General features: G+C 49.0%; 20 protein-coding genes. 5 read left to right on the top strand and 15 right to left on the bottom strand.

Annotated elements, in window-relative coordinates:
• Nucleotides 1-28: 28 nt before the first annotated feature.
• The 4 genes from ACZ5R2_RS05395 to prfB form a co-directional block, all read right to left on the bottom strand.
• A complete protein-coding gene (locus tag ACZ5R2_RS05395) occupies nucleotides 29-280 on the bottom strand; it encodes a DUF1127 domain-containing protein (RefSeq protein WP_464901335.1) in 252 nt (83 codons plus the stop codon).
• Between the two features lie 474 nt (nucleotides 281-754).
• A complete protein-coding gene (vpsR, locus tag ACZ5R2_RS05390) occupies nucleotides 755-2,086 on the bottom strand; it encodes a cyclic-di-GMP-binding transcriptional regulator VpsR (RefSeq protein WP_464901334.1) in 1,332 nt (443 codons plus the stop codon).
• A gap of 347 nt (nucleotides 2,087-2,433) precedes the next feature.
• On the bottom strand, nucleotides 2,434-3,957 hold the full coding sequence (lysS, locus tag ACZ5R2_RS05385) for a lysine--tRNA ligase (RefSeq protein ID WP_464901333.1): 1,524 nt from the start codon (nucleotides 3,955-3,957) through the stop codon (nucleotides 2,434-2,436).
• Nucleotides 3,958-3,995: 38 nt separating this feature from the next.
• Nucleotides 3,996-5,094 (bottom strand): peptide chain release factor 2 gene (gene prfB, locus ACZ5R2_RS05380; RefSeq protein ID WP_438459048.1). Its coding sequence is split into 2 segments (ribosomal slippage): nucleotides 3,996-5,018 and nucleotides 5,020-5,094, totalling 1,098 coding nucleotides; the frame shifts between segments, so codons are not numbered across the junction.
• A 296-nt stretch (nucleotides 5,095-5,390) separates the two neighbouring features.
• Here prfB and ACZ5R2_RS05375 point away from each other — a divergent pair.
• Nucleotides 5,391-6,113: a tRNA1(Val) (adenine(37)-N6)-methyltransferase gene (locus ACZ5R2_RS05375; protein ID WP_464901332.1), complete on the top strand. Its 723-nt coding sequence runs from the start codon at nucleotides 5,391-5,393 to the stop codon at nucleotides 6,111-6,113.
• Nucleotides 6,114-6,235: 122 nt separating this feature from the next.
• Entirely contained in the window at nucleotides 6,236-7,462 is a 1,227-nt protein-coding gene (gene srmB, locus ACZ5R2_RS05370) for an ATP-dependent RNA helicase SrmB (protein ID WP_464901331.1), read from the top strand.
• A gap of 179 nt (nucleotides 7,463-7,641) precedes the next feature.
• Here srmB and prfC read toward each other — a convergent pair whose 3' ends face one another.
• From prfC to ubiT, 5 genes are all read right to left on the bottom strand, one after another.
• Complete coding sequence (gene prfC, locus ACZ5R2_RS05365; protein WP_438473791.1) at nucleotides 7,642-9,222, bottom strand: peptide chain release factor 3; 1,581 nt, start codon at nucleotides 9,220-9,222, stop codon at nucleotides 7,642-7,644.
• A 137-nt stretch (nucleotides 9,223-9,359) separates the two neighbouring features.
• Nucleotides 9,360-9,809, bottom strand: coding sequence for a ribosomal protein S18-alanine N-acetyltransferase (gene rimI / locus ACZ5R2_RS05360; RefSeq protein ID WP_464901330.1), 450 nt, complete (start codon nucleotides 9,807-9,809; stop codon nucleotides 9,360-9,362).
• 5 nt (nucleotides 9,810-9,814) lie between these two features.
• Nucleotides 9,815-10,225 (bottom strand): DNA polymerase III subunit psi, encoded by a 411-nt coding sequence (locus ACZ5R2_RS05355; protein WP_464901329.1) that lies wholly within the window; start codon nucleotides 10,223-10,225, stop codon nucleotides 9,815-9,817.
• A 98-nt stretch (nucleotides 10,226-10,323) separates the two neighbouring features.
• Nucleotides 10,324-10,824, bottom strand: a complete 501-nt coding sequence (locus ACZ5R2_RS05350; protein ID WP_464901328.1) for a GNAT family N-acetyltransferase — start codon at nucleotides 10,822-10,824, stop codon at nucleotides 10,324-10,326.
• Nucleotides 10,814-11,335, bottom strand: coding sequence for a ubiquinone anaerobic biosynthesis accessory factor UbiT (gene ubiT / locus ACZ5R2_RS05345; protein ID WP_464901327.1), 522 nt, complete (start codon nucleotides 11,333-11,335; stop codon nucleotides 10,814-10,816). The genes ACZ5R2_RS05350 and ubiT overlap by 11 nt, the downstream gene beginning before the upstream one ends.
• A 179-nt stretch (nucleotides 11,336-11,514) precedes the next feature.
• Here ubiT and ACZ5R2_RS05340 point away from each other — a divergent pair, with 179 nt between their 5' ends.
• The 3 genes from ACZ5R2_RS05340 (at nucleotide 11,515) to ACZ5R2_RS05330 (ending at nucleotide 15,665) form a co-directional block, all read left to right on the top strand.
• The gene (locus ACZ5R2_RS05340) at nucleotides 11,515-13,548 is read left to right on the top strand and encodes a putative bifunctional diguanylate cyclase/phosphodiesterase (protein ID WP_464901326.1); all 2,034 of its coding nucleotides are present in this window, start codon (nucleotides 11,515-11,517) and stop codon (nucleotides 13,546-13,548) included.
• Between the two features lie 213 nt (nucleotides 13,549-13,761).
• A complete protein-coding gene (ubiU, locus tag ACZ5R2_RS05335; protein WP_464901325.1) occupies nucleotides 13,762-14,775 on the top strand; it encodes a ubiquinone anaerobic biosynthesis protein UbiU in 1,014 nt (337 codons plus the stop codon).
• Nucleotides 14,776-14,786: 11 nt separating this feature from the next.
• The gene (locus ACZ5R2_RS05330) at nucleotides 14,787-15,665 is read left to right on the top strand and encodes a U32 family peptidase (protein WP_464901324.1); all 879 of its coding nucleotides are present in this window, start codon (nucleotides 14,787-14,789) and stop codon (nucleotides 15,663-15,665) included.
• Between the two features lie 306 nt (nucleotides 15,666-15,971).
• On the opposite strand, the gene ACZ5R2_RS05325 is transcribed toward ACZ5R2_RS05330, so the two are convergent.
• The 6 genes from ACZ5R2_RS05325 to rpsO all read right to left on the bottom strand — a co-directional run bounded on the left by ACZ5R2_RS05325 (nucleotide 15,972) and on the right by rpsO (nucleotide 23,004).
• Nucleotides 15,972-16,997, bottom strand: coding sequence for an IS110 family RNA-guided transposase (locus tag ACZ5R2_RS05325; RefSeq protein ID WP_464900235.1), 1,026 nt, complete (start codon nucleotides 16,995-16,997; stop codon nucleotides 15,972-15,974).
• A 148-nt stretch (nucleotides 16,998-17,145) separates the two neighbouring features.
• Nucleotides 17,146-18,462, bottom strand: coding sequence for an MATE family efflux transporter (locus ACZ5R2_RS05320; protein ID WP_464901323.1), 1,317 nt, complete (start codon nucleotides 18,460-18,462; stop codon nucleotides 17,146-17,148).
• Between the two features lie 74 nt (nucleotides 18,463-18,536).
• Nucleotides 18,537-18,950, bottom strand: a complete 414-nt coding sequence (locus ACZ5R2_RS05315) for a MarR family winged helix-turn-helix transcriptional regulator (RefSeq protein ID WP_464901322.1) — start codon at nucleotides 18,948-18,950, stop codon at nucleotides 18,537-18,539.
• Between the two features lie 284 nt (nucleotides 18,951-19,234).
• Nucleotides 19,235-20,131 carry a lipoprotein NlpI gene (gene nlpI, locus ACZ5R2_RS05310; RefSeq protein WP_464901321.1) on the bottom strand — a complete coding sequence of 299 codons (897 nt, stop codon included), beginning with the start codon at nucleotides 20,129-20,131 and terminating at the stop codon, nucleotides 19,235-19,237.
• A gap of 162 nt (nucleotides 20,132-20,293) precedes the next feature.
• Nucleotides 20,294-22,426, bottom strand: a complete 2,133-nt coding sequence (gene pnp / locus ACZ5R2_RS05305; protein ID WP_464901320.1) for a polyribonucleotide nucleotidyltransferase — start codon at nucleotides 22,424-22,426, stop codon at nucleotides 20,294-20,296.
• A 308-nt stretch (nucleotides 22,427-22,734) separates the two neighbouring features.
• Nucleotides 22,735-23,004 carry a 30S ribosomal protein S15 gene (gene rpsO, locus ACZ5R2_RS05300; protein ID WP_252019585.1) on the bottom strand — a complete coding sequence of 90 codons (270 nt, stop codon included), beginning with the start codon at nucleotides 23,002-23,004 and terminating at the stop codon, nucleotides 22,735-22,737.
• Nucleotides 23,005-23,062 lie beyond the last annotated feature (58 nt).

Below are 23,062 nucleotides of genomic sequence, written 5' to 3'. Positions count from 1 at the left end.
GAGAGCAAAATCTGCTCTCCCCCTAGTGTTACGTGGTTAATCTAGATTGGAGGATGCGCCGAAGATGTCTAATACGGCGATTCGCTAAGGCTTGTGGTTGCTGCTCACAGCCGAGCGGACGACCATCTTTATCCAGACCAATATCACGCAATAGGTGGGCACTATGTAGAGGCAGTGCATAGCTGCTCTTGCGTACGCGACGACGCCATGCTCGCTCCTCTTGTTTGAGATCGGCAAGTACACACCAAGCGGCAAGTTTTAGGTAGATTGAGTGGTTCATTGTGGTTCTCCTGTTGAAGATGTATCGCGGAGAACTGCAGGGATCCTAACTAGGGTGGGGACTCAGCTGCAGTTAACCGCAGCTGGAAAAGACTACGGGAACGTTATTTAGCCATCGCTTTAGGTCGAGCGATATCGGACGCATGCGACATCGATCCGCCTACGCGCACAAGTGAAGGTTTAGCGACAAATTTATGTTTTTGAATCAAAATCATGCTTACCTCCAAATCTAAATAAGTTCCTGAATATATTGAGAGTCTCATCAGACTCATGGTCAATATTTACGCAACTAGTCGCTTAAAACAACCCATAAATCACTTTAAGAGTAAAAAACACACAAAGCTCTTTATATGTCTGCCCTAAGTCTAAAAAACTGGTGGATTATTCTATATTTATCAATGAATTTGCTGTTTATCATAGATGAAAAAAGGCAGCGATTACGCTGCCTTAGTTAGAGAGTGATTAGCAAAATGAGCTAAACCGAGCTTTCACTTATCAGATTATGCTTATTCAGTAAACGGTACATGGTTGCTCTTGATACCCCCAGCTCTTTTGCCGCTTGAGAAACCTGGCCATCGTGCGACTCTAGTACCAACATCAGAGCATCCCGCTCGCTGCGCTCACGAATACTCTTCAGACTACGCTTGCCGTTATTGCGAATCGGTAGCTCAAGCTGCGACTCTTCGATCATCGGTTGCTCCGACATCAGCACTACCCGCTTGATAAGGTTCATCAGCTCGCGGACGTTGCCTGGCCAATGATAACGAGCCAAAGACTTAATAGACTCCTCACTGAAGCTCCGTGCTTGGGCGTTGTAATCCTTGGCATAAACCTGAAGGAAGTGTTTAGCCAGCAGCGCTATATCACCCGAGCGCTCTTTGAGGCTTGGCACATTGATCCGCAACACATTGATATAGTGGTAAAGATCTTCGTTAAAATCACCGTCGATCAGGGCTTTTTCAATATCCATCGAGTTAGCTGCCAGAATGCGCACATCGACTTTCTTCAGGCCATCTTGAGTTTCAATTGTTCCCTCTTGCAAAAACCTTAATAGATTCAGTTGTTGCGATTTAGGTAAGGTAAGGATGTCATTAAGCAGTACCGTCCCACCATCAGCACGCTCTAACATTGACTTGCAGCCGATTTCACCATTGATGCCAAACAGCTCTGATTCGAGGCTGCTCTCTGATAGGGCTCGGCAGTTGACAGAGATAAACTCACGCTGTGAACGTGAAGAGGTTTTGTGGATGGCTCTTGCAACCTTCTCCTTACCCGATCCACTTTCACCATAGATGAGGATACTGACGTCGGTCGGACCGATACGCTTGACCTGATCACGCAAGCGTTTCATTGGCATTGATTCACCCACTAAGCCAAGATCGTGATTGGTGCCGTAGTGTGGCCATACCCGTGTCTCAAGCTTGAGCATGCCTAATTGATGACCTATCGTGCTCAGCAGTTGTGCGTCGGGGATCGGAGTGGTGAAAAAATCAATACAGAAATTGACGATAAACTGGCAAATGGTATCTGACTTGATCTGCGATTCGCGGATAAGCGCAAGCCAACGCACGTGTTTATGCTGGCTGACCAGGCTCGCGATGCCATTAAGACTGAACTCATCATGGCTGAGGTCAACAACACCGATACAGGGCCCGGTTTCAGTAAACAGTGCATCAGCCTTGCGCAAGTCACCGCTGATGGTACAGCGCCAACCGGCGTTTTCCAGTACTTTTAGCCAAGGCTCAGAGGTACCACCAACGACGATTAAGGAACCGGGTATTGTGTCTTGTTTAAAGTTAGAGCCCATGTCCTTTCCTTCTTTTTTATTTGCTATCCACTTTTTATTTGCTAGCCACAAACATGCATCAAACGTGTCAGCCCGTGATTCCGTTTCAACGTTAAGACTACAGTAACATTTTGTAACATTCTAGGTTGAGCACAAAATTCACCCAACTACCTAAATATTAAGGTAGGACAAATTTGAGAAAATCAAACTAAAAAGCAGAGGCGGGAATCGAGAGGCGAGAAGCGAGAAATTTCCGCAAGCACCTCTCGCCTCTCGAAACGAAGTGATCTCGCCTCTCGCCTCTTTCCGATAGGAAAAAAAAAGAGCCACCCGAAGGCAGCTCTTGATATGCAATTAAACGATTAAGTTTAAGCAGACGCTTGTGGGCGCATTGCTGGGAACAGGATTACATCGCGGATGGTGTGCGTGTTGGTAAATAGCATCGCTAGACGGTCGATACCGATACCTTGACCTGCTGTTGGCGGTAGGCCGTGCTCTAGAGCGGTGATGTAGTCTGCATCGTAGTACATTGCTTCGTCGTCACCAGCATCTTTTGCATCAACCTGAGCTTTGAAACGCGCATCTTGATCCTCTGCATCGTTCAGCTCTGAGAAGCCGTTCGCGACCTCGCGGCCACCGATAAAGAACTCAAAGCGGTCAGTGAAGAATGGGTTGTCATCGCTGCGACGTGCCAGTGGTGAGATATCCGCTGGGTAGCCTGTGATGAAGGTTGGTTGGATAAGCTGAGGCTCAGCCGTTTCACCGAAGATCTCTTCTAGAAGCTGACCACAGGTCCAGAAGGTTTCTACTTCAACGTGGACTGATTTCGCGATCGCAACCATCTTCTCACGGTCTTGCAGATCCGTTTCAGTTAGCGCTTGGATCTCTGCGTGGTCTGGGTTGTAGTGCTTGATCGCTTCAAACATGCTCATGCGCGCGTAGGTGCCACCGAACTCAACTGTCTCTTCACCATAAGGCATAGACGTCGAGCCAAGGACTTCCAGCGCGACTGTGCTTAGCATCTCTTCGGTTAGATCCATCAGATCTTTGTAGTCTGCGTAAGCTTGGTAGAATTCCATCATGGTGAATTCTGGATTGTGGCGCGGTGATAGACCTTCATTACGGAAGTTACGGTTGATCTCAAATACGCGATCAAAGCCACCCACAACTAGGCGCTTAAGGTATAGCTCAGGCGCAACACGTAGGTACATGTCGATATCTAGCGCGTTATGATGAGTGATAAACGGACGTGCCGTCGCGCCACCCGGGATCACGTGCATCATTGGCGTTTCCACTTCTAGGTAGCCTTTTGAACTCATGAAGTTACGGATTGCCGATACCAGCTTCGAGCGGATGATGAATGCTTGACGTGAGTCATCGTTCACAATCAGGTCAACGTAGCGCTGACGGTAACGCATCTCTTGATCAGTCAGGCCGTGGAACTTCTCTGGCAGTGGACGCAGCGCTTTAGTCAGTAGCTCGTACTCTTCCATGTTCACGTAAAGGTCACCCTTACCTGATTTATGCAGTGCACCTTTTACACCGATGATGTCACCGATATCTAGGCCCTGGTACTTCTCTTTCAGCTCTTTTTGCACATCTTTTGCAGCGTATGCTTGGATGCGACCAGAAGTTTCTTGGATAGCCAAGAATGGACCACGCTTAGCCATTACACGACCCGCAATCGCTACTACGTGATTTAGCTCTTCTAGCTCTTCTTTGGTTTTTTCACCGAATTCCGCCTGAAGATCGCCCGCTAGGTGCTCGCGACGGAAGTCATTTGGGTGGCCGTTTGCTTTGCAGCTTTGGCGGATATGATCCAGCTTGCTACGACGCTCAGCAATCAGCTTGTTTTCTTCTTGTTGATTCTCTTGGTTAACAGCATCAGTCATTTTCGATGTACCCTGTTTTCTCTTTTTCGGTGAAAAGCTTAAAGACCTGACTTCAGGCTAGCTTCAATAAATTTGTCTAGGTCGCCGTCAAGAACGGCTTGAGTGTTGCGGTTTTCAACGCCAGTACGCAAGTCTTTGATGCGCGAGTCATCAAGAACATAAGAGCGGATTTGGCTACCCCAACCGATGTCAGACTTGGCGTCTTCGTTGGCCTGCTTCTCAGCATTTTGCTTTTGAATCTCAAGCTCAAACAACTTCGCACGTAACTGCTTCATCGCCTGATCTTTGTTCTTGTGCTGAGAGCGGTCATTCTGACACTGCACCACGGTGTTGGTCGGTACGTGGGTAATACGCACTGCCGATTCGGTGGTGTTAACGTGCTGACCACCCGCGCCCGAGGCACGGTACACATCGATACGCAGATCAGATGGGTTGATGTCGATCTGGATGTTGTCGTCAATCTCTGGGTAGATAAATGCAGACGCAAATGAGGTGTGACGACGGCCGCTTGAGTCAAACGGCGACTTACGCACAAGGCGGTGTACGCCTGTCTCCGTGCGCAACCAACCATAAGCATACTCACCGGAAATACGCACAGTCGCGCCTTTCAGACCGGCTACTTCACCCTCTGAAACCTCGATCACCTCGGTTTTGAAGCCCTTAGCTTCTGCCCAGCGCAGGTACATGCGCAGCATCATCGATGTCCAGTCTTGCGCCTCAGTACCACCTGAGCCTGACTGCAAGTCGATGTAGCAATCTGAGCTGTCGTGGTCGCCTGAGAACATGCGACGGAACTCTAGCTTCTCAAGCTTGGCTTCAAGCTCAGCCAACTCTGGCTCGATCTCATCAAAGGTTTCTTGATCTTCTTCCTCAACCGCCAGCTCAAGAAGACCGTCTACGTCTTCCACACCCTGGTCAAGAAGGTCGATGGTTTCAACAACCGCTTCCAGTGAGGCGCGCTCTTTACCCAGCGCTTGTGCACGCTCAGGCTCGTTCCACACATCCGGTTGTTCAAGTTCTGCATTGACCTCTTCTAGACGCTCTTTCTTGGCGTCATAGTCAAAGATACCCCCTAAGGACATTCGTGCGCTCAGTCACGTCCTTTAGACGGTTTTTAATAGGATTGATTTCAAACATGTTTACTCAACATTTTAGAATAGAATTTAACCGAGGAAGTGTACTCAAAAATGTGATGAAGATACAGAAAAAATCGCCGCTGACTGGATTGAAATTTCTAAAACTGGTAGCCCCATAGGCGCGCCTTGCTGGCTAGGCATTAAAGGGTGTTGATTTTGCTTACGATGTGGTCTGTCTAGGAGTCCACTTCCCATGATTGCCAAGCTTGTTCGACGCATGACTTCCTACTGAGATTTCCCCGCGAAAAGGCATTTGCTATTATTCCCCCACTTTTTCATCCCAACAGCAGACGGGCAATGGCACGCAAAACCAAGAATTTTCACTTAAAGCAATTCAGTATTATCGGTGGCCATGCGGGTATGGCCGTCAGCACCGACGGGGTGCTGCTCGGAGCTTGGGCTGACTTTGCCAATGCCGAGCGCCTACTCGATATTGGCACGGGCACTGGGTTGTTGGCACTGATGTGCGCGCAGCGTTTCGAATCACTGAGTGTTGACGCGATTGATATTGACCAGCAAGCCTTTGAAGCCGCATCAGATAATATCGCTAATAGTCCTTGGTCTGCACGCATTCAGGTCTTTCATCATCCAGTAGCGCAGCACCACCATCCTAGCTACGATGCCATTATCTGCAATCCACCCTACTTCAACGCCGGTGAATCAGCGCAAAATCAGCAGCGTGCCACCGCGCGCCATACCGGCTCACTCAGTCACGAAGAGCTGGCTGAGCACATTGGGCGTCTGCTTGCCCCGCAATTTGGTCGTGCTTGCCTGATCTTGCCTAAAACAGAGGGGGAGCAGTTTATTGACCTCGCTCGCGAGTCTGGGTTGCACCTGACGCGCTTATGTCGAGTGCGCCCAACAGCGACCAAACCCGTCTCTCGCCTGCTGATTGAGCTAAGCAATGAGCAGCGGCTTGGCACCACACAGTGCCAAGAGAATGAAATAACGATTCATAAAGATGGTCATTACAGCGATGACTTTATCGCCTTAACTCACGACTTCTATCTTAAGATGTAGGCTTGCTCAAGGTGTAGGCCGCCTGACTTATCAGTGATCTAGATCACTCGTACTCGCATCTTGTCTAGACTGGGTATATAATACGCGCCCTTTCCTTTGACCCTGCTTGTGGAGAAACCACTGTGATTAAAAACTTTGCAGATTTAGACCTCGACCCTAACCTGCTTGACGCTATTGAAGAAATGGGCTTTTCTCGCCCAACGCAAGTGCAAGCCGAGGCCATTCCACAGGCACTAGATGGACGTGATGTTTTAGCATCAGCGCCAACTGGCACAGGTAAAACTGCCGCGTTTGTGATCCCAGCGCTGCAATACCTACAAGATTTTCCACGTAAGAAGTCTGGCCCAGCACGCGTACTGATCCTCACCCCAACCCGTGAGCTTGCCATGCAGGTTGCCGACCAAGCACGTGCACTGGCTAAGAACACGCGTCTGAACATCTTTACCATCACTGGTGGCGTGCAGTACGAAGAACATGCTGACATCCTAAAGACGACCCAAGATATCGTGGTTGCGACTCCGGGACGCTTGATGGAGTACATCAATGCTGAGCGCTTTGATTGCCGCGCGATTGAGTGGCTGATCCTCGACGAAGCCGACCGCATGCTGGATATGGGCTTCGGTCCGACTGTCGATCGCCTATCGGGCGAGTGTCGCTGGCGTAAGCAGACCCTGTTGTTCTCTGCAACCCTAGAAGGTCGCGGTGTGGAAGGCTTTACTGCGGATCTGCTAAAAAACCCAGCTGAGGTTGATGCCGAGCCATCACGCCGTGAGCGCAAAAAGATCGCTCAGTGGTACCACCGCGCGGATGATATGGAGCACAAACTGGCGCTACTTAAGGTGATCCTCACCGAGCAAGCCGAGCGCACGATTGTATTCCTCAAAACCCGCGAGCGCCTAGCCGAGCTGCGCGCCCAACTTGAGAGTGCCCAGATCCCATGCTCGTGGATCCAAGGTGAGATGCCACAAGATCGCCGCAACAACGCGATTTCTCGCTTTCGCGATGGCACCGTCAACGTTCTTCTGGCCACCGATGTTGCCGCGCGTGGTATCGATCTTCCAGATGTCAGCCACGTGATCAACTACGACTTGCCACGCACCGCCGACGTCTACTTGCACCGCATCGGCCGCACCGCCCGCGCAGGCAAAAAAGGCAACGCAATCTCGCTAGTCGAAGCCCACGACCAACCAATGATGGACCGCGTCGCCCGCTACGTAAAAGAAGAAATCAAAGAGCGCTACATCAAAGAGCTACGTCCAAAACACAAAAAACCTGTGTTTAAGAAAAAGAACAAGAAAAAAGCTGAAAAGAAAAACGCCAAAAAAACCGCCGGCAAGAAGAAAAAGTAGCACTTTTTATGCGTGAGGAGCCCACAGTCCTCGTTTCTGACTAGACACAAAAAAGCCACTTGCTAAGCAAGTGGCTTTTTTAGAATCGAGCAACAAGTAACACTGCGTTTCAAAAAGCGAGCAAATTACAGCGCAGGTAAACCACCTCGCATCTCGCCTCTCGACTCCCGCCTCTGGGTTTAGTGTTCGCGAGTAGCACGGAACTCAACGTCAGGGAAACGCTCCTGCGCGAGATTCAGGTTCACCATGGTCGGCGCAATGTACGACAAGTTATCACCACCATCCAGCGCTAGGTTCGCCTGGTTCTTACGCTTAAACTCTTCAAGTTTCTTATCGTCGCCACACTCAACCCAGCGAGCCGTTGCTACGTTAACACCCTCGTAGATCGCTTCCACGTTGTATTCTGCTTTCAGGCGCGCGACAACCACGTCAAACTGAAGTACACCGACCGCGCCAACGATCAAATCGTTGTTTTGCAATGGACGGAAAACCTGTACCGCACCCTCTTCAGAGAGCTGAACCAGACCTTTCAGTAGCTGCTTCTGCTTCAATGGATCTTTAAGACGGATACGACGGAACAGCTCTGGCGCAAAGTTCGGGATACCCGAGAATTTCAGCGCTTCACCTTGAGTGAAGGTGTCACCAATCTGAATGGTGCCATGGTTGTGCAGACCGATGATATCGCCTGCGTAGGCATTTTCTGCGCGTGAGCGATCGCCCGCCATAAAGGTCACGGCATCAGAAATGCTGACGTTTTTACCCGTACGCACATGGTTCATCTTCATGCCTTGCTTGTAGGTACCAGAAACGATACGCATAAACGCAATACGGTCACGGTGTTTCGGGTCCATGTTCGCTTGGATCTTGAACACAAAGCCAGAGAACTTCTCTTCAGTCGCTTCCACTTCACGCTCAACCGCTTGACGCGTTTTAGGCTCAGGAGCCCATTTGGTCAGGCCATCCAGCATATGGTCGACACCAAAGTTACCCAGTGCGGTACCGAAGTAAACTGGCGTTAGCTCACCAGCTAGGAATAGCTCTAGGTCAAACTCAGGGCAAGCACCCATCACCAACTCAAGCTCTTCTCGCACACTTTCGGCCAAGTCAGCGCCAACTTTCTCGTCAAGCTCAGGGTTATCTAGACCCTTGATGATACGCACTTCTTGGATCTCGTGCCCGTGGCCAGATTCGTACAAGATCGTCTCATCGCGGTGGATGTGGTAAACACCCTTAAACTCTTTACCGCAACCAATTGGCCATGAGATTGGCGCACACGCCATGCCCAATTCGCTCTCAACCTCATCAAGGACTTCCATTGGATCGCGCACATCACGGTCCAATTTGTTCATGAAGGTCACAATCGGGGTGTCACGCAGACGGGTCACTTCCATCAGCTTACGAGTACGATCCTCGACACCTTTCGCTGCGTCAATCACCATCAGACACGAGTCAACCGCCGTTAGGGTACGGTAGGTATCTTCCGAGAAGTCTTCGTGTCCCGGGGTATCGAGCAGGTTCACCAAGCAGTCGTTGTATGGGAACTGCATCACCGAGGTCGTGACCGAGATGCCACGCTCTTTCTCCATCTCCATCCAGTCAGATTTAGCGTGCTGCGCCGAGCCACGACCTTTAACTGTACCGGCTTTTTGGATCGCGTTGCCGAACAAAAGCACTTTTTCGGTGATGGTGGTTTTACCCGCATCCGGGTGAGAGATAATCGCAAACGTTCTGCGCTTGCTTACTTCTTGTTGAAAAGACATAAACGCCCTTTGCTGTCATTCATGAGTGAAGCGTAGAGAGCCTTGCGCGACTCTCTACCTTAAAATTTTGTGCGCGGATTATACAGAAAAGTCGCTAGATTAGCGACTGTTTCCCTGTAGGCTCGGCTTAGACCAAGCTAGAGGAAGAGATAACTCATGATAATCGCGTCTTCTTTGCCACGCTCGGTTGGATAATAGTTGCGGCGACGATCAACCTCATTGAACCCTTCGGCTTGATAGAGCTCGAACGCGCGCAGGTTGCTCTGACGCACTTCAAGCCAGGCACTCTCGGCATTAAGCGCCTCACAGCGGGCTAAAAAGGCCTCTAGTAAGCGCCTACCAAGGCCTCTTCCCTGCCAAGCAGGCGCAATAGCAATATTCAGAAGAGTCACCTCACCAACGATATGTTGGGCATAAAAATACCCGACCAACTCTTGGTCCACCAGCATCGCATGATGCTCGGCGCCGCGACTGTCGAGGTCGCTAAGTAGCTTATCACTCCATGGGTGACTATGGGCTTTCGGTTCAATGGCCTTCACCGCAGGAAGATGCGTACGCTCAAGTGCGACAATAGAGATATTAGCCATAATTGTTACTGCTGTGATTGGATCTGTGACCAAAGTGCTCGACGCTGCTGATTATTACCGTCGATCATCTCAAGCTTAGGGCTGAGCAAGCGCTTTGCGCCTGTTGGCTGCTCATCGCAACCTGCGAACCATACCCATTCGGCCGTTGAGCTATCGAGTTCGTTCCAATGCTGTGGCTCAATGTGTTGCACCTGACTTAGCGACAGCCCCATCGCTTTAAGTACTTTTTCGAGAAACTCAGCCAAGGGGCCCTTTGGGCACTGAGAGGAAACAAACAATAAACGACAGTCGTCAGGGAGAGACTGCGGAGCGATGCTCACGCCAGTCAAACGTTCCGGATGCGTGACAACCCACTGGGTGATCCCCATTTCGGTAAGATAAGCGGCACGACGTTGGGCTGGGGTCGGATTGGTCATTACTCTCACTTGATGGGTTGAAACGGTGGGAGATACTAGCAAATGGCGCGGCATATCTCCACACCCTTTGACGGCCAGCCGGCATCAGCTATCTGTTCTTACTCAGAGAATTCTGGGCAATAGTGGATAAGCCCAGAGTGGCCATCGAATGTGCCTGCGATCAGTGGCTTAATTTGAAATGCTCCCGGCGGCACCTCCCATTGACAGTCAAAGCCTGATTGCTCAGCGGCTTCAAAGCCAAACTTGCCATAAAATGCCGGGTCACCCAATACAACCACACCGGCGTACCCAAGCTCAGGTAGGGTGGCAAATCCCTCATCGATCAGCAACCGCGCAATACCTTGGCCTTGGTGATCGGGGTGCACACACAGTGGTGCTAACCCTTGCCATGTAACATCGTGCCCCTCGATAGAAACCGGGGTAAACAATAAGTGTCCAACCACCTGCCCTTCATCAGTACACGCCACCAGCGAGAGAGTAAATTGGCCATTCTCGCGCAAACTCTGCACCAACTTTGCTTCCGCCTCGGTTGGAAAAGCCTCACGTAACAGCTGATCGATAACCAGCATATCGGCTGGCGCTTCACTCCTAATAAGCATTGCTGACCTCACTATGCTCTTGATTGCCTTGCAGGCCTTTCTGCACGAAGTCCGCCAGTTGATTGATCATCACTTGCATCGGCTTTGGTAATGAATCCCAATCAATGCTATCCATCAGGTTTTTAACCTCAAGACCAAGCTCTGTGTCGCCTTCAATTGACAAACGGCGCTGGAAAAACAAGGTATCAGGGTCTTCTTTACGCCCAGCAATAAGCACTAAATCATTGAGAGAGCCGCTAAAGCTTACGTCTTCATCTATGGGACTGTCGGCGACCACCAACTGGTCACCTTGATAACTGATCAGCCAGCTTACCTGTAAATCGGAAATTGCAATTTTAAGCCACTTACGCTCTAAAAACTCGAAGTCGCCATCTTCTAAGGCTTCTTGAAAAACGACCTTAAGTCCTTCCAGCAGCGCTTTTTTTTGTAACGCCTGTGGCAACAAGTGGATCGGAGATCTCAAAATTGAAGCCGCATTTCTAACTAATTGAGTGCGAATCTTGTTAATCACGCGTATTTTCCGTTAATTTATCCTGATAACTCTCCATATTATGGGAGTTATATTTCATCATTCCTGTTGTGTATCAATAAAACCCTTCATTGGGCAAGTTCTTTTCACCGCCACGATAGCGCGTTATAGTGTACGAGTACCATGGAATTTTCGCAGACGTCACAAATCGGTTGTTATTGATGCCCACCACAGAGTTAAAAAGTTGGTTTTCCAAGTTTACCTCGACGAGTCCCTACTATTTCGCGATCCTTAACCGCGAACATCAGTACACCAGCGTCAATGCCCGCTACTCAGAGCTAACAGGATTAGAAGCGCATGAGCTAATTGGCATGAGCGATGTCCAAGTACTTGGGGAGCATTTCTACCAACAGTTCAAACCTTACTACCAGCGTGCCTTTCTTGGCGAAACTATCGACACTGAGTTGACGCTAAATCTCGTCGATACAGACACCAGTTTGCGCTTTTGTATCTCGCCCATAAGCTGCGGTGATGAGATAGAGCACATTTTATTTCATGCAATTGATACATCAGAAAAGCAGATCCTCGCGCGCTCGTTAGAGGAACTAGAAGACAAGTATTTCACCCTCTCACATATTCTCCCCGAGGGTTTGCTCATCCTCGAGGGAGAGTCGATTGTCTCCGCCAACACCAATGCCGCAAAAATCTTCAGCTGCAATCACTATCATGATCTTATTGGTCAAACGCTAAGTGATTACGTGCTCGACGAGCAAGGTAACCCTCTGAGCCAAGATCAACTTATCGAGGCAGAGCAAAGCACCTTAGACGGTATGACTTACCAAGACGACAAACAGTGCAAACGCGTCAGGCTTTACACCGATACCCTCGCGTCACGCGCGCAGCGCAGCTCGATTGTCATCGTCCAAGATCTGGACCAGCGTCATCGCCCAGCCGTATCGGCTCAAGGCATCGCCGACGTTGACCCACTAACCGGTCTTATCAATCGTTTTGGGTTTAGTAACCGAGTGGCGTATTACATCAACTGTGAAACTCCTTTAACCGTACTCTACCTTGATATTGATAACTTCAAAAATATCAATGACTCACTTGGTCATCACGTTGGAGATATGGTGATCAAAGAGGTCGCATCACGCCTGCTGCGCGTCCTGCCTGAGTCGGCAACACTTGGTCACTTAGGTGCCGATGAATTTGGGGTTTTATTGCCTTGTCAGGAAAACAATCGGCGCACTGAGAGTCTGGCTGAGAGAATAATCGCTTTAATTAACCAACCGTTTGATCTGCTCCACTTTAGCAAGCGACTCGCCTGCTCAATCGGCAGTGTCGTCTATCCTGGCGATGGCAATGATGCGCGTATCTTGCTGCAAAATGCCGATACAGCGATGTATGAGGCTAAGGCCCGTGGAAGAAACCGACTGATCCGATTTAGTGAGCAGATGAATAAGGAGGCGCGAATGCGCCTTTGGCTCGAGATTGAGCTGCAAAAAGCGCTGCAGCAAAACGGGCTCGAGGTGTGGTATCAGCCCAAAGTCAGTGCCAAGGACTTTAGTATCAATGGTGCAGAGGCGCTAATACGTTGGAAACACCCCGTTGAGGGTTACATCAGTCCTGGTTCCTTTATCCCCGTGGCAGAGAAAGCCGGATTAATTGAGCAGATGGGAATGGTAGTCATGCGTGAGGTGTTCAATACCGTCAAGGGCTGGCATCGGCAAGGTATTTTGCCAGGCCCCGTGGCAATCAACCTGTCACCAGAGCAGTTTGCCAATCCTAAGCTGATCGATTACATGCAAAAACTCCTCAAGTCGACCAATCTCACACCAAGCTTGATTACCTTTGAGCTGACTGAGAGTGCAGTAATGATCGACAGCGAATACACGATTCAAATGCTCAATGCGATCAAAACACTCGGCTTTGCGTTGTCAATTGATGACTTTGGTACTGGCTACTCGTCATTGGCCTACCTAGCTCGCTTTCCGATTGATGAGCTTAAGATTGACCGAACCTTTATTCAGCAAATGGATAAGCAGCCTAAGCAGGTTACGGTTATCGAGAACATCATCAACCTTGGCAAGTCCCTCGAGCTAAAAATTGTTGCCGAGGGGGTAGAAACTCAGCACCAAGCGACCGTTTTGTCCAATTTACGCTGCCACTCGATTCAGGGCTTTCACTTTTATCGCCCACAGCCGAAGCAAGATGTCGAAGAGCTATTTATGCAGCATCGTCAACATAAAAACTAACCTCTAGACACGCTGTTGCTGGGCTTAAACCCAAAGCTTATCAAGATACACACGTCGGTGCCGACACATCTCTGCGCGCTGGGTGAGTTTACTTGGGTATAGAATCATCCCGATCGCCGATTAACTCTGCCAAATCTGGTTTATATCAAATCTAACCTCGAGCTTTCTGCATAAAATCACCAGTTACTCACAAATAAAAATGAACAATGTGTAATGGAATTACTATGTCCTGCAGGTAACTTACCTGCACTAAAAACGGCCATCGACTGCGGTGCGGATGCAGTCTATATCGGCTTTAAAGATGACACCAATGCCCGTCACTTTGCTGGATTAAACTTTACTGGTAAAAAGTTAGAGCGAGCGGTTCAATACGTTCACGATCACAACAAAAAAATCCACGTTGCCCTGAACACCTTTGCTCACCCTGATGGTTTTGAGCGCTGGACCCAAGCGGTAGACATGGCGGCTCAGATCGGCGTAGATGCCCTTATCGTCGCAGATATCGCCGTGCTAGAGTATGCGGCAACTCGACACCCTCATCTTGAGCTGCACCTTTCAGTGCAAGCTTCGGCCACCAATGTGGCAGCCATCGACTTCTATCAGCAGAATTTTAACGTCAAGCGCGTCGTACTACCTCGTGTACTATCGATTCATCAAGTCAAACAGCTATCACGTAATATCACCTCTAATGTCGAACTTGAGGTCTTCGCCTTCGGCAGCTTATGTATCATGTCTGAGGGACGCTGTTATCTGTCTTCGTATATGACCGGCGAGTCACCTAACACCGTCGGCGCGTGCTCACCTGCAAAGTTTGTTCGTTGGCAAGAAACCGAGCAAGGCCTGGAGTCACGCCTGAACGATATCTTGATCGATCGCTATGCCGCTGGAGAGAACGCTGGCTACCCGACCCTATGTAAGGGCCGTTTTACCACTGACCTCACTGGTGATACCAACCACTACCACGCTCTGGAGGAGCCGACGAGTCTCAATACCCTCTCGATGCTACCAGAGCTATTTAAAGCTAATGTCGCCTCAGTCAAGATAGAGGGACGCCAACGTAGCCCGGCCTATGTTGAGCAAGTCACTCGCACTTGGCGCGCCGCTATCGATCGCTACCTAGCCGATCCAGAAGGCTACACTGTCGAGCCTGCCTGGGACAGTGCCTTGGCTAATGTCTCTGAGGGCTCGCAAACCACCCTTGGTGCCTACCACCGCAAATGGCAATAGAGGAACACTCAATGAAATACGCCCTAGGACCCCTGCTGTACTTCTGGCCAAAACAGGACGTGGAAGACTTCTATCAGCAAGCCAAAAATAGCTCAGCTGATATTGTTTATCTTGGTGAGTCTGTGTGCTCTAAGCGCCGTGAGATGAAGGCCAACCATTGGCTTGATATCGCCAAAGAGCTCTCGAACGCCGGTAAACAGGTGGTGATCTCAACCATGGCTTTGCTTGAAGCACCAAGCGAGGTTAATGTGATGAAAAAGTACATTGATAATGGCGACTTTGCCATTGAGGCCAATGATGTCTCCGCTATCCAGCTTGCCAGCCAAAGCAAGGTACCGTTTGTGGTGGGACCGGCCATCAATACCTATAACGCCCACACGCTCAAGCTGTTTCTCAAGCAGGGCATGACTCGTTGGTGTATGCCGGTTGAGCTCTCGCGCGATTGGCTAAGTAACACACTTACGCAGTGTGACGAGCTAGGGATCCGCAATCAGTTCGAGGTCGAGGTATTCAGTCATGGCTACCTGCCACTGGCCTACTCCGCACGCTGTTTTACTGCTCGCGCCGAGAACCGCTCTAAAGATGACTGCGAGACCTGCTGCATCAAATACCCTACCGGTATTCAGGTGCGCAGCCAGGAAGGACAAGAGGTGTTTAACCTCAATGGTATCCAGACCCAGTCCGGTTACTGCTACAATCTGGTCAATGATTTACCAAGCATGCAAGGCTTGGTCGATGTCGTGCGCCTCAGCCCACTTGGGGTAAGTACCTTCTCCGAGCTCGAGCAGTTCCGCGGCAATGAAAAAGGCCAAAAACCCCAACCGATTGCAAACAGGCAGTGTAATGGCTTCTGGCATCAGCTAGCGGGACTTGAAATCAAAAACCTCTAAAACAGGTGCGAGGTGCGGGGACGCTGCGCTACGAGGAGCGTATATGGACTCCCCTAGTAGTGCAAGTAATCAAGGACGCGTGTTAGCAAGTGCACGTATATTCGGTTTCTAAATGGGGCGCTACCCCGAACCTGTATGGCTTCATCCACATAGCAAGGATTCTAAACGAGGTTAAGGTATCTCAGTACCACCGCTCCTCTCAGAGTTTTCCTTGCCGGCTTTGATAGCACGTTGTCCATAGTTTCTTGCAGTTACATTGGTGAGCTGTCGCTCTTTAACCTCTCAGTCAGCCTTATCTAGATACTATTAAGCGGATAGTTCTTCTCTATAAGGCTCATTTTTTTTCAGCATAGCGCATGCTATTCTGATGGTCTTGTTGGCTAAGGCCAGAACGACTTTGTTGAAGTGGTTTCTCTCCAGCAAGGAGCGTATCCAACAACTTAATGGGTCAGTTTTATCTTTGATATTACTGACCACCGCTCGCGCTCCGTGTACTACCAGAGAGCGAAGTGTTCGGTCACCTTTTTTGGTAATACCAAGGTTTTTGTTTTTACCGCCACTACCTGTATGTGCTGGAACAACCCCAATGCTAGCACTGGCATCGCGACCGCACTTATAAGTTGAAGCATCCCCTATCCGGGCGTATAAAGCTGCTGCAACTATCCAACTGACACCTCTCAATGACGTCAGTAAACGACAGGCAGGGATCTGCCTCACATAAGCAATCAACTGCTTATTTGCATCATCGATGGGCTTATCAAGAGCAATCAGCTGATCAAGCAGTAATTGTAAGCTGAACCGGATAGCAGGAGTTAACCCATTGTCTGGATTTTCTAATTCTTGAGGAAGTAATTGGCGTAATTTTTTGATGCTTTGTGGGAACTTAACGCCGTATTCCATTGCAAAACCTCGAATTCGATTCGCAGTAGCGGTTCGTTGTTTAAGGTAGCTTTGACGCAAGCGCAAGATAGTTGCAATGTCTTGTTGTTCAGTGGTTTTTACTAGAACAAAGTGAATATCTGAGCGCTTAGAAGCTTCGTAGATCGCCAGTGCATCATTGGCATCATTTTTATTGCCAGAACGATATTTTTTCACTATTTGAGCAGGAAGAAGACGAACTTGGTACCCGCGCTTTTGAAAGTAACGTCCCCAATGGTGCGCAGACCCACAGGCTTCCATATAGATGTGAGCAGACGGATGCTGGGCAATAAAAGCCAGCATCTGTTTTTGTGACATAGCTCGATTAGATTTTAACTTTCCAGCCTGGTTGAACAACGCAACTTGAAAGACAGTTTTGGCAAGATCGATAGAAATGGTGTTAGGCTTATTCATGGTATGGGCTCCTTTTTTGGTTGACGCTTTAACTTTAGCTGACAACGTCGGTTAAGGTGGGGAGTCCATACCATTGAGGAATATACGCGCGTTGAACTCTTCGCTCCCCGAAGGGCAACGCCCGTCCTCGTACCCCACCCTCTTGGGTTTATCTATAGAGCGTTCGCTTGACGTCTTTATACAGCATTAGAAAGACGACCAAGCTCAGCGCGACATTGGAGATTGGGAAGGCTAGCCAGATACCAGTTACGCCCAAAAGCGGTGGCAGAATAAATAGGAATGGTAATTGGACTGCCATGTTCCCTACGGTGACAAACATAGCGCGGCTGCCTTTGTTGATCGCTTGATAATAAGCCGCGGCAACGACTAAAAAGCCATCTAAGAATAGCGCAAACATGTGCAATCTAATCCCTAATACCGCCCCATCTATCAGAGCCCGATCTTGATCGTTGAAGATGGATACGAACTGGTATGGGTAGAGGTTAAGCACAACAACAAATACCAAGCCGAGCAGCACAGCCGTTGACATTGCCACCTTGAGCAAAGTTCGAATATTGTCTTGATTGCCTGCGCCGTGGTTATAGCTGACTAGGGGCTGCATACCATTGGCAATACCTTCTGCTGTGAGATAGTAGACGGTGACAATGTAGCCTAAGATAGCATAAGCACCGATAAGTACTGGGCTGCCATAACTGGCGAACAGTCCATTGTGCACTGCGACCATCATTGAGCCATAAGCATACATAAAGAAACTGGAGGTGCCAATCGAAGCAATTTGTGGAATGCTCGCCCACTGCACCTTGAGATCACTCAATTTCAAGCGCAGCGTTGCCCGCGGTGAGAAGAAATAGGCGAGTCCCAGCACAGTAACAATCAATTGTGCCAAAGCCGTCGCAAAAGCGGCGCCGCGCAGCTCCCAACCGAGCCAAGCGATAAACAGGTAATCGAACACAATATTGGCAATCGCGCCAATCACCATCAGTAGAGTGGCAATATTAGGACTATTATCGTTGCGTAGTAAAAAGGGCAGTGCAATCGAGCCAAGCGAGAAGATACACGCATAGACCAAGACTGAAACATATTGCCAACCAAGCTGATAGACTCGCCCCTCGGCACCCTGCAGGCGGATAAAATCGTCACCGACCAAGTGCAATAGCGTGGCGATAATCGGCGCGATCATTACCAGCAAGAGTAAGCCGGTTGCCAACAGCTGTTTGGCTTGCTGCATTTTTTGCTCACCTTGGCGAATCGAGACCAAGGCGCCAGTCCCCACCCCAACCAGCATGCCGATGCCTAAGATAGTACCAATCAAAGGCCAGGCGACATTGATTGCCGCCAAACCATCGGCGCCAACATACTGCCCGATAAATATCCCATCGACGACTTGATAAAGGCCATTGACCAGCATCGCGGCAACCGTTGGGATGGTATAGCGCCAAAACTGACGCACAATTGAGGTTTTCATAATGATTCCAGTAGCAGTTAGCCAAGCTAACTAAATTGTCGTTAATTAAGACTAAAGCCGACCCGAGCTGGTAATTAGGACAGTGACTTATTCAATAGATGGATGAGTTGGCTTGTCTCATCGTCAGTGAGCTTCGAACTTAACTTAGAGACGATATCTCGATAGACCACATTCTCCAGTGCCCACTGCTCAAGCAATTGCTGTGTAACAACAATTCGGCTTGAACGAGCATCTTCCGGGCAGGGACGGCGCATAACCAACTGCTTACGCTCTAGTCGCGCCACCATATTCGACGCCGATGGCTTAGTAACCGACATCTCCTCAGCGAGGTCAGTAATACGCACACCGTTATCCCCCGCCTCTTTGATCATCCGCAGATAATCAAACTCATTAAAGCTCAGCTGAGACAACTCGTCATGCTTAGCATACTGCCGCCATGCTTTGGCACAGTAACGCTCAAGATCAATCAGGGCTTTTTCTAATGACATCGGATTTCGACCAAGTAGTTAGTTAGACTAACTATCTTAATCTTTTAGCAAGTTAAAGCAAGACCAAGTACCGAGGCGCGAGGACGGGTGTTACATTACTAGGAGCGAGTAGCCTATAGAATAATGATGAGTTTAGTTGAAAAGGCCAAGCTTAGAGAACTACTCCTCTGCGGTTTTCTATGACTAGTGAGCTTTCAGCTGCTACAAAATACTCGCTCCTTGGAACGAAGCGTAACCCGATTCTCGCCCATTGAAAAAGCCGCGAACTCGTCGCGGCTTTAAAATCAATAGATATCCGTCTCTTGACTAAGCAGCTTATAGATTCGTCCAAGTTCTAAGAAGGCATAGCGGTGTTCAACGTACTCATAGACATTAAACGACATCGCAAGCTTATAGAGGGAGATCGCGTCGGCGTAGCGCTCCTGCTGTTGATAGCGCTTACCTAGGTAGAAGTACACCTCGGTCAACTGCTCAGCCAGCAAGGTGTTGTCTGTGCTGGTCGAATAGATGATCTGAAAGACGCGCTCTTCCGAGACTTCACCCAGCATCAGCGCTGCCAGCACCCACCCCCACTGCTCATCACGCTGTTGATAGCGTTGCGTTAGCTCAGCATGTGCTTGCTCGGGGTTGAGCTCACTCTCAATGATATAGAGCCAAAGCGCTCGGAAAGCATCGTTTGGATCTTCGGCAAAATGCTCCTGAATATCTTCAAGTGCTAGCTCTATGCGACCACCATAATAGAGTGCAATGGCACGATTGCGCGTGGCATAGCTATTGGCGGGATCAAGCTCAAGTGTTGAATCAAATGCCTCGTACGCTGCATCAAATTCAGCAATTTGTGTGTAGTACACACCAAGGAGGTTAAAGATTTCTGGCTGGGCTGGATTGAGCGCAAGAGACTGATTGAAATCTAGGCGCGCTAAGTCACGCAAACCGACGCTGTCATAGTAATTACCACGCTCGTACAACATCTTAGCTCGAACATCATCACTTAAATCGCCGCGCTGTAGCAACTGAGTCAATCTTGCGATCTGCACCTCTTGTTGCATGCTTGCCTGCAGTGGTACAGCCATCGGCGGATACAGCCACTGACTGCTGCTAGATTGCGGATCATCTATCGCACTGCAGCCACTTAATACCGCTAGGGCAACACCTATCGCTGCCGATTTAAACCATTTCACTAACAAACTCCTTGTATACCCTGATATTCACAGGCTTTAGTTAGCAACCTGAGTCGGTAACTATCTGCCCTGAAGTCCTTGGGTAGGATAAAAAAAGGGGGCATAACTGCCCCCTTTTATAACACGCTTAAGTGCATTCAGCTAATTTAGCCAATGCGCAAATTACTCTGCGTCAGCGCTTGGTGCGCCTGCTTGAGGTGCGTCTTGCTGCTCAACCGCTTCTTTCATGCTCAGACGAACACGGCCTTGACGGTCGATCTCAAGAACCTTCACTTTTACTTCCTGACCTTCGCTTAGGTAGTCAGACACTTTCTCAACGCGCTTGTCAGCGATTTGTGAGATGTGTACTAGGCCATCTTTACCAGGTAAAACAGTAACGAATGCACCGAAGTCTGCTAGACGGGCAACTTTACCAGTGTAGATACGACCTACTTCAACTTCAGCAGTGATCTCTTCGATACGGCGGATAGCTTCTTTCGCAGCGGTACCTTCGGTTGCCGCAATCTTGATAGTACCGTCGTCTTCGATCTCGATAGTTGTACCGGTTTCTTCCGTTAGCTGACGGATAACCGCGCCACCTTTACCGATAACGTCTTTGATCTTCTCAGCGCTGATCTTCATGGTGTGGATACGCGGAGCGAACTCAGAAATATCGTCTCGAGCACCAGAGATAGCCTCATCCATTACCGATAGGATGTGCTTACGTGCACCTTGCGCTTGGTTAAGAGCAATTTGCATGATCTCTTTAGTGATACCTTCGATCTTGATGTCCATCTGAAGTGCAGTGATACCTGTGTTAGTACCTGCTACTTTAAAGTCCATGTCGCCTAGGTGGTCTTCGTCGCCCAGGATGTCAGAAAGAACCACGAAATCATCGCCTTCTTTAACCAGACCCATTGCGATACCCGCAACAGAAGACTTGATTGGCACACCAGCATCCATAAGCGCTAGAGAAGTACCACATACAGAAGCCATTGACGATGAGCCGTTTGATTCAGTGATTTCTGAAACCACACGTACTGTGTACGGGAACTCATCTACAGAAGGCATTACTGCCGCGATACCGCGCTTAGCTAGCTTACCGTGGCCGATTTCACGACGCTTAGGAGAACCTACAAAACCAGTCTCACCTACACAGTATGGAGGGAAGTTGTAGTGTAGTAGGAAGTGATCTTTACGCTCACCTGTTAGCTCGTCGATGATTTGAGCATCGCGCTGTGTACCTAGAGTTGCCGTTACGATTGCCTGAGTCTCACCACGGGTAAATAGTGAGCTGCCGTGTGTACGTGGAAGTACACCAGTACGTACGTCTAGCGCACGAACCATGTCTTTCTCACGACCATCAATACGTGGGTTACCCGCAATGATGCTGCGACGTACTACTGTCTTCTCTAGATCGTGGAAGATAGTGTGGATTTCTTTGGTGTTTGCTTCTGGATCTTCAGCAAGAAGAACATCGTTTACTTCACCAGCGATCTCGTGGATGCGGTCGTAACGAGCCATCTTTTCAGTGATTTGGTAAGCTTCTACTAGCTTAGCTTCAGCAAGTTCTGCAATCTTGTTAACCAGCGCAGTGTTCTCTTCTGGAGCAACCCAATCCCAAGCTGGAGTCGCAACTTCAGCGGCAAATTCGTTGATCGCGTTGATCACAACTTGCTGTTGGTCGTGGCCGTAAACCACTGCAGATAGCATCTCTTCTTCAGTTAGGTTGTCTGCTTCTGACTCAACCATAAGAACAGCGCCTTCAGTACCAGCAACCACAAGGTCAAGCTTAGACGTTTCTAGCTCAGTGTTGCTTGGGTTCAGTACTAGCTGACCGTCGATGTGACCAACACGTGCTGCACCGATAGGGCCATTAAACGGAATACCAGAGATAGCAAGTGCTGCTGAAGTACCGATCATAGTTACCATATCTGGTTGAACGTCAGGGTTTACTGACATTACTGTCGCGATAACCTGTACTTCGTTTTTGAACGAATCTGGGAACAGAGGACGGATTGGGCGGTCGATTAGACGTGCCGTTAGCGTTTCGCCTTCAGATGGGCGACCTTCACGCTTGAAGAAACCACCAGGGATTTTACCAGCAGCGTAAGTACGCTCTTGGTAGTTTACCGTTAGTGGGAAGAAGTCTTGGCCTTCTACCGCTTCTTTTTTACCAACAACAGAAACGAATACCGTGGTATCGTCCATTGTTACCATAACGGCAGCAGTCGCTTGACGTGCAATAACGCCAGTTTCTAGGGTAACAGTGTGGTTACCGTACTGGAACGTTTTAACAACTGGTTTTTCAAACATTGTTATTCCTTGTTTCTAAGAAAGTTTCTAAGAGAATCTTAGTGAGTTTATGACACTCAAGGCATTACAAATTAAACAGTCTAGAGTTTAGTTGCTAGCTCCCAATATGGGATTGTCTATCTAACACGAGAAGCTAGAAACTAAATTCTATGACTGAGTTCGTTTAGTAGTTGTAATGCAATGAGCTAATTGAAACCCCGAGGGGATTTGACGCGTAGTATAACGGTATAAATGGGGTTTGGCTAAATTTAGCCAACAAAAAAGGGGCATAAAGCCCCTTTTTTGACAAACTGCTAAGCAGTCGCTGATTAGCGACGTAGGCCTAGACGCTTGATTAGGTCTTGGTAACGCTCTAGGTTCTTACCTTTTAGGTAATCTAGAAGCTTACGACGACGAGAAACCATACGTAGAAGACCACGACGGCTGTGGTGATCGCCTTTGTGCGCTTTGAAGTGACCTTGTAGGTGGTTGATAGAAGCAGTTAGTAGTGCTACTTGTACTTCTGGTGAACCAGTGTCGCCTTCAGATTGTGCGTATTCTGCAACGATTGCTGCTTTAGTTTCTGCATTCAGAGACATAATTCTCTCCTAATAAGAGTTAGGTTAATATTTGTGCCGCCAATCTCTGATTCAGCCG

The sequence above is a fragment of the Vibrio sabulosilitoris genome (genome assembly GCF_055391395.1).
Note: the sequence above shows the minus strand (reverse complement) of the source record. Positions and strands in the feature narration are given on the sequence as shown.

Bases quoted from the DNA above. Each gene is read 5' to 3' on its own strand.
- ACZ5R2_RS05395 (WP_464901335.1), bottom strand. From the start codon at position 280: ATGAACCACTCAATCTACCTAAAACTTGCCGCTTGGTGTGTACTTGCC.
- vpsR (WP_464901334.1), bottom strand. From the start codon at position 2,086: ATGGGCTCTAACTTTAAACAAGACACAATACCCGGTTCCTTAATCGTC.
- lysS (WP_464901333.1), bottom strand. From the start codon at position 3,957: ATGACTGATGCTGTTAACCAAGAGAATCAACAAGAAGAAAACAAGCTG.
- ACZ5R2_RS05375 (WP_464901332.1), top strand. From the start codon at position 5,391: ATGGCACGCAAAACCAAGAATTTTCACTTAAAGCAATTCAGTATTATC.
- prfC (WP_438473791.1), bottom strand. From the start codon at position 9,222: ATGTCTTTTCAACAAGAAGTAAGCAAGCGCAGAACGTTTGCGATTATC.
- rimI (WP_464901330.1), bottom strand. From the start codon at position 9,809: ATGGCTAATATCTCTATTGTCGCACTTGAGCGTACGCATCTTCCTGCG.
- ACZ5R2_RS05355 (WP_464901329.1), bottom strand. From the start codon at position 10,225: ATGACCAATCCGACCCCAGCCCAACGTCGTGCCGCTTATCTTACCGAA.
- ACZ5R2_RS05350 (WP_464901328.1), bottom strand. From the start codon at position 10,824: ATGCTTATTAGGAGTGAAGCGCCAGCCGATATGCTGGTTATCGATCAG.
- ACZ5R2_RS05340 (WP_464901326.1), top strand. From the start codon at position 11,515: ATGCCCACCACAGAGTTAAAAAGTTGGTTTTCCAAGTTTACCTCGACG.
- ubiU (WP_464901325.1), top strand. From the start codon at position 13,762: ATGGAATTACTATGTCCTGCAGGTAACTTACCTGCACTAAAAACGGCC.
- ACZ5R2_RS05330 (WP_464901324.1), top strand. From the start codon at position 14,787: ATGAAATACGCCCTAGGACCCCTGCTGTACTTCTGGCCAAAACAGGAC.
- ACZ5R2_RS05325 (WP_464900235.1), bottom strand. From the start codon at position 16,997: ATGAATAAGCCTAACACCATTTCTATCGATCTTGCCAAAACTGTCTTT.
- ACZ5R2_RS05320 (WP_464901323.1), bottom strand. From the start codon at position 18,462: ATGAAAACCTCAATTGTGCGTCAGTTTTGGCGCTATACCATCCCAACG.
- ACZ5R2_RS05315 (WP_464901322.1), bottom strand. From the start codon at position 18,950: ATGTCATTAGAAAAAGCCCTGATTGATCTTGAGCGTTACTGTGCCAAA.
- pnp (WP_464901320.1), bottom strand. From the start codon at position 22,426: ATGTTTGAAAAACCAGTTGTTAAAACGTTCCAGTACGGTAACCACACT.
- rpsO (WP_252019585.1), bottom strand. From the start codon at position 23,004: ATGTCTCTGAATGCAGAAACTAAAGCAGCAATCGTTGCAGAATACGCA.